The sequence below is a fragment of the Sphingomonas flavalba genome, assembly GCF_004796535.1.
GTDB lineage: Bacteria > Pseudomonadota > Alphaproteobacteria > Sphingomonadales > Sphingomonadaceae > Sphingomonas_L > Sphingomonas_L flavalba.
The window spans coordinates 67749-79676 of sequence record NZ_SPHY01000005.1; the positions used below are offsets into that span (position 1 = coordinate 67749).

Below are 11928 nucleotides of genomic sequence, written 5' to 3' on the forward strand. Positions count from 1 at the left end.
GATCGGGCGTATTCACGCGGCGCCGATCCCGTTCTAAAGCCGTCCCATGGCTTCCGCTCTTCCCCGTCCGCTCTCCGCCTTACGCAATTTTCTGGAGATGGAGGCGGCCGGCGGCATCCTGCTGATAGGCGCGGCGGCGGCGGCGCTGGTCGTTGCCAACGGTCCCGCCGCGCCCGGCTATTTCGCCTGGCTGCATCACGAAACCGGGCCGGTCCTCGCCGCCGCGCTCGGGCCGATGACCATCCATTTGTGGATCAACGACGCGCTGATGGCGCTGTTCTTCCTGCTCGTCGGGCTGGAGATCAAGCGGGAGTTCGTCGACGGCCAGCTCGCCCGCTGGGGTGACCGGATATTGCCGATGCTCGCCGCCGCGGCCGGCATGGCGGTGCCGGCGCTGGTCTACCTGCTGGTCACCGGCGGCGATCCGGCGCTGCATTCCGGCTGGGCGGTGCCCGCCGCCACCGACATCGCCTTTGCCATCGGCGTGCTTGCCCTGCTCGGCACGCGCGCGCCGGCGTCGCTCAAGCTGTTCCTGACCACTGTCGCCATCGTCGACGATCTCGGCGCGGTGGCGATCATCGCCATCGCCTATACCGCCGGGCTGAACCTGCCGGCGCTCGGCGCGGCGCTGCTTATCCTCGCCGGCATGGCGGCGATGAACCGGCTCGGCGTGCGCGCGCTCGCGCCCTATATGCTCGGCTTCGCGCTGCTCTGGTTCGCCGTCCTCTCCTCCGGCGTCCACGCCACCGTCGCCGGAGTGCTCGCCGCCTTCGCCATCCCGGTCGATCGCACCCCCGCCGCGCCGGACGCGGTCGATTCGCCGCTCCACCGGCTCGAGCATGCGCTGCATCCCTGGGTCGCCTGGCTGATCGTGCCGCTGTTCGGCTTCGCCAATGCCGGTGTGTCGCTCGCTGGGGTCGGGCTGGCGACGCTGGCCCAGCCGCTGCCGCTCGGCATCGCGCTCGGCCTGTTCATTGGCAAGCAGGTCGGCATCTTCGCCGCCGTCCGCCTCGCCGTCGCCGCCGGCATCGCCGCCATGCCGGCCGGGGCAAGCTGGCGCCAGGTCCACGGCGTCGCGGTGCTCTGCGGCATCGGCTTCACGATGAGCCTGTTCATCGGCGGCCTCGCCTTCGCCGACCCGGCCCATGCCGACGCGGTCAAGATCGGCGTGCTCGGCGGCTCGCTGCTGTCGGCGACGCTCGGCTTCCTGCTGCTGCGCTTCGCCCCCGCCGAACGGACCGCCGCCTGATGCGCCGCTTCATGGACAGCCGCCAGCTCGCCCACGCCCCGGCGCAGGAACTGCACAACGGCGCCTTCACCGCCTATGCCGAAACCCCGGCGCGCGCCCACGACATCCTCGCCGCGATCGGCGCGGCGGAACCGGCGGCGGACCACGGCCTCGCCCCGATCGCCGCCGTCCACGCCGACGCCTATCTCGCCTTCCTCCAGACCGCCCATGCCCGCTGGCGCGCCGCCGACCGGCCCGGCGACGTCGGCGGCTATGTCTGGCCGGTGGCCCGCCGCCGCCCGCTCGCCCTCGACCGGATCGACGCGCTGGCCGGCCAGTTCAGCTTCGACGCCGCGACGCCGATCGCGGCGGGGACGTGGGACGGCGCCTATTGGAGCGCCCAGACGGCCTTGACCGCGCTCGACGCCGTGCTCGCCGGCGACCGCGCCGCCTTCGCGCTCTGCCGCCCGCCCGGCCACCATGCCGGGGCCGACTATCTCGGCGGCTACTGCTACCTGAACAACGCCGCCATCGCAGCAGAGGCGGCCACCGCCGCCGGCCGCCGCACCGCGATCCTCGATGTCGACTATCACCACGGCAATGGCACGCAGGATATCTTCTACGAACGCGGCGAGGTGTTCTTCGCCTCGCTCCACGCCGATCCGCGCACCGATTACCCGTTCTACTGGGGCCATGCCGACGAACGCGGCGCCGGCGCGGGCGCAGGCGCGACGCTGAACATCCCGCTCCCCCACGGCACCGGCATCGCCGCCTATCTGGCGGCGCTCGACACCGCGCTCGCCGCGCTCGCCGCCTTCGCGCCCGATCTGCTCGTCGTCAGCTTCGGTGCCGACACCTATGTCGGCGATCCGATCGCCCACCTCGCGCTGGAAACCGCGGATTTCACCCCGCTCGCCGCCCGCATCGCCGCTCTTGCCGTCCCGACGCTGGTCGTCATGGAAGGCGGCTACGCGGTCGACGCCCTCGGCCTGAACGTCGCCGCCTTCCTCGCCGGCTTCTGAGCAGGAAAAAGGGCGGCCCGCACCCGGACCGCCCCCATTCCTTCGCAAGCCGCGCCGGTTCAGATCTTGCCGGTCAGCTCCGGCACCGCCTTGAACAGGTCGGCGACTAGGCCGATGTCGGCGATCTGGAAGATCGGCGCGTCCTCGTCCTTGTTGATCGCGATGATCGTCTTGGAATCCTTCATCCCCGCCAGATGCTGGATCGCGCCGGAAATGCCGATCGCGATATAGACTTCCGGGGCGACGATCTTGCCGGTCTGGCCGACCTGATAGTCGTTGGGGACATAGCCCGCGTCCACCGCCGCGCGCGATGCGCCGACGGCGGCGCCCAGCTTGTCGGCCAGCGGCTCGATGATCGTCTTGAAATTCTCGCCGTTCTGGAGGGCGCGCCCGCCGGACACGATCACCTTGGCGCTGGTCAGCTCCGGCCGCTCCGACTTGGAGATTTCGGCGCCGACGAAGCGCGACAGCCCCTTGTCGCCGGTCGACGCCACCGCCTCTACGGTGCCGGACCCGCCGTCCCTCGCCGCCTTGTCGAAGGCGGTGGTGCGCACGGTGATCACCTTCTTCGCATCGCTCGACTGGACGGTGGCGATCGCGTTGCCGGCGTAGGTCGGCCGGGTGAAGGTGTCGGCGCTCTCGATCGACAGGATGTCGGAAATCTGCATCACGTCGAGCAGCGCGGCGACGCGTGGCGCGATGTTCTTGGCGTTGGACGTGGCCGGCGCGACGAACGCGTCGTGGCTGCCCATCAGCTCCACCACCAGCGGCGCGACATTCTCGGCCAGCGCATGGTCGAACGCCGCGTCGTCGGCGACATGGACCTTACCGACGCCGGCGATCTTCGCCGCCGCCTCGGCAACCCCGCCGACGCCCTTGCCGGCGACCAGCAGGTGGACCTCGCCCAGCTTCGCCGCCGCCGTCACCGCGCTCAGCGTCGCGTCCTTGATCGCTCCGCCGTCATGCTCAACCCAAACCAGCGTCTTCATGCGACCACTCCCAGCGCCTTCAGCTTCGCAACCAGCTCGTCGACATCGGCAACCTTGGCGCCGGCCACCCGCTTCGGCGGCTCGGCGACGCTCAGCGTCTTCAGGCGCGGGGCCACGTCGACGCCGTAATCGGCCGGCGCCTTGGTCGCCAGCGGCTTGGACTTCGCCTTCATGATGTTGGGTAGCGACGCGTAACGCGGCTCGTTCAGGCGCAGGTCGGTGGTGACGATCGCGGGCGTGTTCAGCGCCACCGTCTCCAGCCCGCCGTCGACCTCGCGGGTGACGTTGACCGTGTCGCCGTCGACCTCGACCTTCGACGCGAACGTGCCCTGGCCCCAGCCGAGCAGCGCCGCCAGCATCTGGCCGGTCTGGTTCGAATCGTCGTCGATCGCCTGCTTGCCGAGGATCACCAGCCCTGGCGCTTCCTCGTCCGCCACCTTGGCGAGCAGCTTGGCGACGCCCAGCGGCTCGACCTCGTCGTCGGTCTGGATCAGGATCGCGCGGTCGGCGCCCATGGCAAGGGCGGTGCGCAGCGTCTCCTGCGCCTTGGCCGGGCCGATCGACACCGCGACGATCTCGCTCGCCACGCCCTTTTCCTTCAGGCGGATCGCTTCCTCGACCGCGATCTCGTCGAACGGGTTCATGCTCATCTTGACGTTCGACAGGTCGACGCCCGTCCCGTCCGCCTTGACCCGCGGCTTGACGTTGTAATCGATCACCCGCTTCACGGGCACGAGAATCTTCATGTCATTCTCCCACTCGTCCGGCCCCGGACTGCGCGCCACCCCATTTCAATGCAAGCGTGGAGGCTGCCACCGCAACCAGACCCAATAAGAAAAGCACCGTTGCCGCGATCAGCGCGAAAGCGGTCGCCTGCCCCTCCAATACGCCGTCGGCCGGCGTCGGGCCGGCTGTCCAACCCAGATAGAGGTTGATCGGCAGCAGGGCGGAAATCCCCGCCAAGCTGCACCGCGTGCCCGCCCGGCCGAACCGCCCCGCCGCCAGCGGCACGGCGACAATCGCCGCGCCCGCCGCCAGCAGGGCAAGGTCGGCCGGCGTCATCAGGCCGCCTTCACCTCGGCGACGATCTTCTTCGCCGCGTCGCCCAGGTCGTTGGCGGCGACGATCGGCAGGCCGGACCCGGCAAGGATCTCCTTGCCCTTTTCGACATTGGTGCCTTCCAGCCGGACGACCAGCGGCACCGACAGATTCACTTCCTTGGCCGCGGCGATGATGCCTTCGGCGATGATATCGCAGCGCATGATTCCGCCGAAGATGTTGACGAGAATGCCCTTCACCGCCGGGTCGGACAGGATGATCTTGAACGCCGCCGTCACCTTCTCGGTGCTGGCGCCGCCGCCGACGTCGAGGAAATTGGCCGGGAACATCCCGTTCAGTTTGATGATGTCCATCGTCGCCATCGCCAGCCCGGCGCCGTTGACCATGCAGCCGATGTCGCCGTCCAGCTTGATATAGGCCAGGTCGTATTTGCTGGCCTCCAGCTCCATCGGGTCTTCCTCGGTCTCGTCGCGCAGCGCCAGCAGGTCCTTGTGGCGGAAGGCGGCGTTGGAATCGAAACCGACCTTGGCGTCCAGCACCATCAGCTTGCCGTCGTCGGTCACCGCCAGCGGGTTGATCTCGATCTGCGCGGCGTCGGTGCCGAGGAACGTGTCATACACCTTGCCGGCCAGGCTCTGCGCCTGCTTGGCAAGGTCGCCGGTCAGGCCCAGCGCCTTGGCGACGGCGCGGCCGTGATGCGGCATGAAACCGGTCGCCGGGTCGACGCTGAAGGTGTGGATCTTTTCCGGCGTGTCATGGGCGACGGTCTCGATGTCCATGCCGCCCTCGGTCGACACGACGAAGGCGACGCGCCCGGTCGCACGGTCGACGAGCAGCGCCAGGTAGAATTCCTTGGCGATATCGACGCCGTCGGTCACGTACAGGCGGTTGACCTGCTTGCCCTGCTCGCCGGTCTGCACGGTGACCAGCGTGTTGCCCAGCATCTCGCTCGCCGCCGCGCGCACCTCGTCGGCGGTCCTGGCCAGCCGCACGCCGCCCTTGGCCTCGGCCGGCAGCTCCTTGAACTTGCCCTTGCCGCGCCCGCCGGCGTGGATCTGCGCCTTCACGACATACAGCGGCCCCGGCAGCTTGCCGGCGGCGGCCACCGCCTCATCCACGCTCAGCGCCGCATAGCCGGCCGGAACCGGTACGCCGAACTTCGCCAGCAATTCTTTCGCCTGATATTCGTGGATGTTCATCTCGGCCGCACTTCCGCTCTGGTTGTTGGGGAGTCGCGAGCGGCTAAAGCATAGCTTGGCCGTCAAGGAAACCCCGTCGGCCCGGCCCGCGCCCTTCCGGGCGCCGCCGTCAGCCCCCGATCGCGCAGCGCAGCGCGGCCCGCCCGGTGACGGACAGGATTTCCGGGTCGTCCAGCGCGCGCAACGCGTGCAGGAAGGCGCTCACCGACCGCGCCTGCCCGGCCTGCTTCAGCCCGCCGAGTCGGCGAAGCTGCGCCGTCGACAGCCGATCGACCATCCGCCCGGCCATGCAGGTCGCGACGCGCGGCGACAGGCCGGCGTCGATCAGCGCGGACCGCACCCGCGATTCGGGCGACGCGCACGCGGAGAGGAGGAGTAGCGGCGCCAGCGAAAGCGCGCGCATCGTCACAGGTCCTTGCGGCCGATCCACTTGCCGACCTGCGGCGGAACATAGTCGCCGATCCGGTCGATCAGGTCGGCGACCGCCTCGACCTCGATCAGCATCGCGCGGTGCTCGGCGGTCAGGAAGCCGTGCGCGACGGCACCGTCGAGGAAGGCGATCAGCTCGTCATAGTAACCGGCGACGTTGATCAGCGCGCACGGCTTGGCGTGCCAGCCCAGCTGGCCCCAGGTCCACGCCTCGAACAATTCCTCCAGCGTGCCGAGGCCGCCGGGCAGGGCGACGAAGGCGTCGGCCTTCTCCGCCATCAACGCCTTGCGCGCGTGCATGTTGGCGGTGACGTGCAGTTCGGTGCAGCCGGGGTGGGCCAGCTCGCGGTCGACCAGCGCCTGCGGGATTACGCCGATCACCTCGCCGCCGGCGGCGATCGCCGCGTCGGCCAGCACCGCCATCAAGCCGATATTGCCGCCGCCGTAGACCAGGCCGATGCCGGCCTCGGCCAGCTGGCGGCCCACCGCTTCGGCCGCCGCCGCGAAAGCCGGTTCGAACCCGCTGCTCGACCCGCAATAAACCGCGATCCGCATTATCTCGTCTTTCCACCAAAGGGCGTCCGCCCGGCCAGGATGCGCAGCCGGTCGATCCGTGTCGACCGGGCGGCGTGGAAACGCTCGATAAGCCCGGCCGGCTGCCGATAGAAGTGCTCGATGATGCGATAGCGCTCCGCATCGGCGGCGCCGCGGAACAGTAGCGCCGCGATCTGGCGATAGGGGCGGCGCGCTTCCCATGTCCGCAGCGCATGAGCGTGGAGCGCGGTGTGCAGCGCCGGGCCGGGCAGGGCGCCCGCATCCGCCACCCACGCCGCCAGCCGCACCGCGTCGGGCAGCAGCCGCCCGGTCGCCGGGTGGAACAGGGCGGCGCCGACCCCGGCCTTGGCGGTGCCGGCGCCGCCGGATTGCCAATAGGCGTCGAAATCGCCGTCGAGCGGCACCGGCGTCGCGCCGTGGCTTTCCCATTCGGTCGCCGCCCCGGCCCAGCCGTTCGCCGCCAGATAGGCGTCCAGTCCCTCGGCATGGGCGCCGCGGTCGGCGATGCGGTCGATCTGGTAGCGGCTGTCGGCGATGTGCAGCCGGTCGGCGCTGATCGGCAGCACCGTGACCAGATGGCAGCCGTCGCGCTGGTCGACCGCCGCGTCGACGATCACTGGCGCCGCCACCCCGTGCGGGCCGGGGGTGCGGACGGCGCGGGTCAGGCCGGTGCGCCAGCCGATGCCGAGCAGGCTTAGGTCGCCGGTGCCGCGCGCGTCGATCACCCCGCCCGCCTCGATCAGGCCGCCGTCGGCCAGCGCGACCTGAGTCGCCGACACCCGCGCCGCCCAGCTTTCGATCCGCGCTTCGGCGGGCAGCATCCGGCCGAGCGCGACGGCGAAATCGCCGCCGGCAACGGCCAGCAGCCGCACGCCCAGCGCGCGGCGGTGGGCGGGAAAGACGACGCTGTAGCCGTTCCAGCTCCGGGTGACGAACGGCTCGACGATCCAGCGGTCGGCGGCGGCGATGTCGTTGGCGAAGCAGCTATGGACGCCGTCGCTATCGTCGGCGCCGCCGGGGACCAGCGCCACCGCCAGCTCCGGCCGCCGCACGTGCAGCGCATAGGCGATCAGCCCGGCCGCAGGGCCGCAGCCGACGATCGCCAGGTCGAACCGGCGGCTCAGGGCAGCGGCGCCACCCGCAGGGTCGCGGCGGGGGCGTCCTTGACCAGCGGTGTCGCCTGCCAGCGGATCGTCCGGCGCCCGCCCGCTTCGCTTGCGCCGTCCTCGTTGTTCTGGCTGACGATCTGCGCGTCGGTGTCGAGGGTGAAGCTGCCGTTCAGCTTGCTCGCCGCCTTGTCCATGCCGGGCATGCCGCCGGCCTTGTCGCCGTCGGCGGCAAAGCCGGGCGCCTTCACCCGCACCATGTCCTTGCCGCGCAGTTCGACGACCAGGAACGGAAACACGACCTCCGCGTCGCTGTTGAACGGGTAGACGAAGGCGTGGTTCAGCGTGCCGGAAATCGCGTAGTCGATCAGGAACTTGCCGTCGCCCGCGTAGGAAACGGACCGGTAACCTGCCTCCTTCGCCAGCGCCGCCGCCATCGCCCGGCGCTTAGCCTCGGTCTCCGCCTTCGCCGCCGGATCGGGCTTCGCCTCCTTGCCCAGCTTGCCGGTGTCCGGCCCGTCGCTGGCATAGACTTCACCCTGATAAGCAAAGGCGAAACTTCGGTCGGCGTTGATCGTCAGCCGCGCCGTGAACGTCCCCGGTGACAGCAGGCACCCCATCAGCAGCAGCGGCGCGGCCAGTGCCAGCGCGATGCGGGACAACGGTGCGGTCATCGGCTTCGCCTCCCTCAACGTGTCGTCACCGCGTAGAGCGCGACCGCCGCCGCGTTCGACACGTTCAGGCTTTCGATCTTCGGGCTGATCGGAAGTCTCGCCCGCTCGTCGCAATGGACGGCGCTGTTGTGGCGCAGCCCCTCGCCCTCGGCGCCCAGCACCAGCGCGATCCGGGCGGTGCCCATCACCTCCGCCAGCGTCGCCTCCACCTCGCCGGTCAGCGCGATCCGCCAGAACCCGGCCTCGGCGATTTCGTCCAGCGCCCGCGCCAGGTTGACCACCCGCGCCCAGGGCACGGTTTCCAGCGCGCCGGACGCGGCACGCGCAATGGTGCCCGACTCGGGCGGCGCATGACGGTCCTGGGTGACGATGCCGAGCGCGTCGAACGCCGCGGCGGAGCGCAGGATGGCGCCGACATTATGCGGATCGGTCACCTGGTCGAGGACAAGCAGCGGCCGCCGGTCGTCCCGCCCCTGGTCGAGCAGTTCCGACAGCCAGATGTCCTCCAGCGGCTCGACCTCCAGCACCAGGCCCTGGTGCGGCGCGTCGCGCGGCACCAGCCGGCCCAGATCGGCGCCGTCGGCATAGGTGACGGGCAGCGCCGGCGGCAACTGGACCCGCGCCAGCGCCTCGCGCGTGCCCCACAGGTGGATCGCCCGCCGCGCCGGATTGGCCAGTGCGGCAAGGACGGCGTGGCGCCCCCAGAAACGGGGACGGCCGCCCTGCGGCTTCGATGGTCTGTGGCCCTTGCGCATCGCGCGCTTCTGGCGCGGAGCGCCCCGCCGATGCAAGCGCGATCGCGCCCTGCCCGCATTGACAGGCGCGCCGCTCTTCGCCATTGAGCCGCCTCCCGGACAGGTGGCCGAGTGGTTAAAGGCAGCAGACTGTAAATCTGCCCGCGTGAGCGTACGCTGGTTCGAATCCAGCCCTGTCCACCACGCGCCGTTTCAGAAGCGGCCGGTGGGCCCCGAAAGATCCCGAATCATAGCCGCTGCGCCGGCGTCATCCGCTTGCGACAGGGCGCGGCCGCCTCTGTCTCACATCGGGACGGGGGGCGGCAAATTCGCCCTGACCCGTCCGCATGGTTTCTCACGCCTTAACGATTGGCGGGGGCGCTCGGGCCTTCATGCCAGGTCATGGAGTGTAGGGGATTCTCATGCGTAATCTCGGCAAAACCATCGTCATGTCGGGTGTCGTCGCCGCTTTCGGCGCCGGCCTGCTGCCCGTCGACAGCGCGCGGGCGGAATATTTCGTCCGGCCGGTGCTGCAATATTACGGCGGGATGGAAGACGGCCTGTCCATCAATGATCTCACCAGCAACTCGGCGACGTTCAATGACGGATTCACCCATCTGGAGGCGCATGTCGACCTGGGGCAGGGGACGATAAAGACCTATCTGGAAATGAACGGCCCGACCGACGTGTTCGCTGTCGCCACCGGTGTGATGCGCGACCAAATCGTCTATACCGGCGACAGCAACACGCCGGTCAGCTTCCTCTACGAATATGACAGCGAGATTTTCGCCGACCAGTTGTTCACCGGAACGCCACCGGAATTCGAAACCCGCTATATCGGCATCGAGGCGCATTTCGCGATCTACGAAGCCGGATCGAACGCGACGTGGAAGGACTGGACGGTGTTCGGCACCCACGCCGCCGAAGCGCTTTTCGTCGATCACGAGATCGCGACCTTCAAGGACGAGCCGGAAAATTTCTACACCTTCTTCACCGGCGCGCTCGGTAGCGATCTCTATCTCACCTCCGGCAAGGCCTATGATGTGTTCGCCGCGTTCAACCTGATCGTCACGCCGGGGACGCTTGTCGGCTCGATCACGATGAACTCGCTCAATACGAGCACGATCAGCATCGCCGCGCCGGGCGGCAGCTTCACCTCGGAATCGGGCCAGTTCCTCGGCTTCGCCCAGACGCCGCAACTCGGCGGTGTGCCGGAACCGGCGGCCTGGGCGCTGCTGATCGCGGGCTTCGGGCTGGTTGGCGGCGCGCTGCGCAGCCGGCGGCGGATGAGCGTCAGCGACGCCTGATCGTTTCCGGGACGGCATTCGGGGCGCCGCCGGCCTTTGGGCTGGCGGCGTTTCCGTGCCGGCGCCCGGCCGTCGGCGCGTTTCGTTCGGCCGCTCTCTCGCGCGGCGTGGCAATTGGCACGGAAGTGCAACTATTCCTGTCGCCGATCATTACCGAAGATCGACTGCGTGGGAGAAAACGACATGAATGCCAAATTCGCATGGGCGGCCCTGCTGGGGTCGGCGACGCTGCTGGGCGGTTGCGTCAGCGACGGCGGTTACGACCGGCCGAGCAACGCCTATCGCAGCTATGACTGGAACCGGCCGGACCCGAGCTACAACGGCTATAATGCCGACCGCTATTACCGTGAAGGACCGCGCTATCGCGAGCGGCGGCTCAACCGCAACGAGCGCGTCTATCGCGGGCAGGACGGCCGCTATTACTGCCGCCGCAACGACGGCACCACCGGCCTGATCGTCGGCGGTATCGCCGGCGGCGTGCTCGGCAACATCATCGCACCGGGCGGCTCGGAAACGCTGGGGACCATCCTCGGCGCCGCCGGTGGCGCGCTCGCCGGGCGCGAGATCGACAAGAGCGGGGTGCGTTGCAAGTAGCCGGCCCTCACCGGAAACGGAAAGGGCGCTTCCCCGCTACCGGGGAAGCGCCCTTTTTGCTCAGTAGAAGAAGTCGGTGATCACGTCGACGACATAGCCGGTGCGCTCATCGATCAGCAGCGCGTCGTTGTAGTAGCGGATCCAGCGATAGCCGTAGCCGGCCGGCGGCAGCCGGTAATACCACGGGTCGTTGATCCAGTAGTTGGACGCGAAGAACATCGCGTCCAGATAGATGCCGATCGACGGCCGCCGGTAGCCGTAGCTCCAGCCGCGCGGCGCGTAATAGTGCGGCATCCGGTAGATCGCACGGTTGCGGGCGCGGTAGCGCTGCCAATCGTAGCGCCGGTCGTTGCGCCAGCCGCGGTCCCAATTGTGCTGGCGCCGGTCCTGCCAGTTGCGGCCGCTCTGCACGTTGCCGCGATCCTGCCAGTTGGGCCGGTCGCGGTCACGATAATCGCGCCGATTGGTGTCGCGGACGTCCGGCCGGCCCTGCCGCCAGTTGTCGGGGCGGTCGTTGCGGATGTCGGGCCGGCGCGGCCGGTCCACGCGCTGGCCGTCGCGCAGGTCGGGCCGGTCCTGACGCCAGTTGCGCTGGCTGTCGCCCGCACTAGGCCGGTTGGTCTGAATGGCGCGGCGTTCGGCGCGCGCGTCCGGCCGGGCATTATCACGCAGGTCGCCGCGGAAGCCGCGACGTTCGGCCGGGGCTTGCGCCCGCATCTGTGCCGGCGCCTGATGCTGGACGTCGGCGCGCGGCTGCGCGCGCACCGCTCGGTCGCGGAATTCGGCGCGGTTCGGCGTCTGGGTCTGGCGGGGCGTTGCCGGCGTCGCACGTTGCGGCGCCGGGCGGGCGGCCTGGCTCGCCTGGCCGCCGCCGCGCCACCCGCGATTGCCGTCGTGCTGGCCGCGCTGGGCCAGCGCGGGCGTTACCGCGGTGGCGGCAAGCAGCAGCCCGATGATAAGTCTCTTCATGACCTTTCTCCTCCACCGCGCCGTCAGCCGTCGCGGACGATGCCCGGTGAATAGGCCCGAGTC

14 protein-coding genes and 1 tRNA gene are annotated in these 11928 nt (G+C 69.7%); 5 read left to right on the forward strand and 10 right to left on the reverse strand.

Annotated features, from left to right (window positions below):
• Positions 1 to 46: 46 nt before the first annotated feature.
• Both nhaA and E4A53_RS06780 read left to right on the forward strand, forming a co-directional pair.
• Positions 47 to 1249 carry a Na+/H+ antiporter NhaA gene (nhaA, locus tag E4A53_RS06775; protein WP_136162342.1) on the forward strand — a complete coding sequence of 401 codons (1203 nt, stop codon included), beginning with the start codon at positions 47 to 49 and terminating at the stop codon, positions 1247 to 1249.
• Positions 1249 to 2250 carry a histone deacetylase family protein gene (locus tag E4A53_RS06780; RefSeq protein ID WP_136162343.1) on the forward strand — a complete coding sequence of 334 codons (1002 nt, stop codon included), beginning with the start codon at positions 1249 to 1251 and terminating at the stop codon, positions 2248 to 2250. Before nhaA ends, E4A53_RS06780 begins: the two co-directional genes overlap by 1 nt.
• Positions 2251 to 2309: 59 nt before the next feature.
• On the opposite strand, the gene E4A53_RS06785 is transcribed toward E4A53_RS06780, so the two are convergent.
• From E4A53_RS06785 to rlmB, 9 genes are all read right to left on the reverse strand, one after another.
• Entirely contained in the window at positions 2310 to 3239 is a 930-nt protein-coding gene (locus E4A53_RS06785) for an electron transfer flavoprotein subunit alpha/FixB family protein (RefSeq protein ID WP_136162344.1), read from the reverse strand.
• Complete coding sequence (locus tag E4A53_RS06790; RefSeq protein ID WP_136162345.1) at positions 3236 to 3985, reverse strand: electron transfer flavoprotein subunit beta/FixA family protein; 750 nt, start codon at positions 3983 to 3985, stop codon at positions 3236 to 3238. The genes E4A53_RS06785 and E4A53_RS06790 overlap by 4 nt, the downstream gene beginning before the upstream one ends.
• 1 nt (position 3986) lies before the next feature.
• A complete protein-coding gene (locus E4A53_RS06795) occupies positions 3987 to 4301 on the reverse strand; it encodes a hypothetical protein (RefSeq protein ID WP_136162346.1) in 315 nt (104 codons plus the stop codon).
• Entirely contained in the window at positions 4301 to 5497 is a 1197-nt protein-coding gene (sucC, locus tag E4A53_RS06800; RefSeq protein ID WP_136162347.1) for an ADP-forming succinate--CoA ligase subunit beta, read from the reverse strand. The genes E4A53_RS06795 and sucC overlap by 1 nt, the downstream gene beginning before the upstream one ends.
• Before the next feature lie 109 nt (positions 5498 to 5606).
• Complete coding sequence (locus E4A53_RS06805) at positions 5607 to 5900, reverse strand: hypothetical protein (RefSeq protein ID WP_136162348.1); 294 nt, start codon at positions 5898 to 5900, stop codon at positions 5607 to 5609.
• Positions 5901 to 5902: 2 nt separating this feature from the next.
• The gene (locus E4A53_RS06810) at positions 5903 to 6481 is read right to left on the reverse strand and encodes an LOG family protein (RefSeq protein WP_136162349.1); all 579 of its coding nucleotides are present in this window, start codon (positions 6479 to 6481) and stop codon (positions 5903 to 5905) included.
• Positions 6481 to 7668 (reverse strand): lycopene beta-cyclase CrtY, encoded by a 1188-nt coding sequence (gene crtY / locus E4A53_RS06815; protein WP_136162350.1) that lies wholly within the window; start codon positions 7666 to 7668, stop codon positions 6481 to 6483. Before crtY ends, E4A53_RS06810 begins: the two co-directional genes overlap by 1 nt.
• Positions 7602 to 8261 carry a hypothetical protein gene (locus E4A53_RS06820; RefSeq protein ID WP_136162351.1) on the reverse strand — a complete coding sequence of 220 codons (660 nt, stop codon included), beginning with the start codon at positions 8259 to 8261 and terminating at the stop codon, positions 7602 to 7604. The genes crtY and E4A53_RS06820 overlap by 67 nt, the downstream gene beginning before the upstream one ends.
• Before the next feature lie 14 nt (positions 8262 to 8275).
• Complete coding sequence (gene rlmB / locus E4A53_RS06825) at positions 8276 to 9016, reverse strand: 23S rRNA (guanosine(2251)-2'-O)-methyltransferase RlmB (protein WP_168694327.1); 741 nt, start codon at positions 9014 to 9016, stop codon at positions 8276 to 8278.
• Positions 9017 to 9113: 97 nt separating this feature from the next.
• On the opposite strand from rlmB, the gene E4A53_RS06830 reads away from it, so the two are divergent.
• From E4A53_RS06830 to E4A53_RS06840, 3 genes are all read left to right on the forward strand, one after another.
• Positions 9114 to 9199 (forward strand) — tRNA-Tyr (locus E4A53_RS06830).
• Between the two features lie 218 nt (positions 9200 to 9417).
• Positions 9418 to 10302, forward strand: coding sequence for a PEPxxWA-CTERM sorting domain-containing protein (locus tag E4A53_RS06835; protein WP_239018168.1), 885 nt, complete (start codon positions 9418 to 9420; stop codon positions 10300 to 10302).
• Between the two features lie 183 nt (positions 10303 to 10485).
• Positions 10486 to 10896, forward strand: a complete 411-nt coding sequence (locus E4A53_RS06840) for a glycine zipper 2TM domain-containing protein (RefSeq protein ID WP_136162353.1) — start codon at positions 10486 to 10488, stop codon at positions 10894 to 10896.
• A 60-nt stretch (positions 10897 to 10956) separates the two neighbouring features.
• Here the strand turns inward: E4A53_RS06840 and E4A53_RS06845 are convergent, their stop codons facing one another.
• Positions 10957 to 11865, reverse strand: a complete 909-nt coding sequence (locus E4A53_RS06845; protein ID WP_136162354.1) for an RcnB family protein — start codon at positions 11863 to 11865, stop codon at positions 10957 to 10959.
• Positions 11866 to 11928 lie beyond the last annotated feature (63 nt).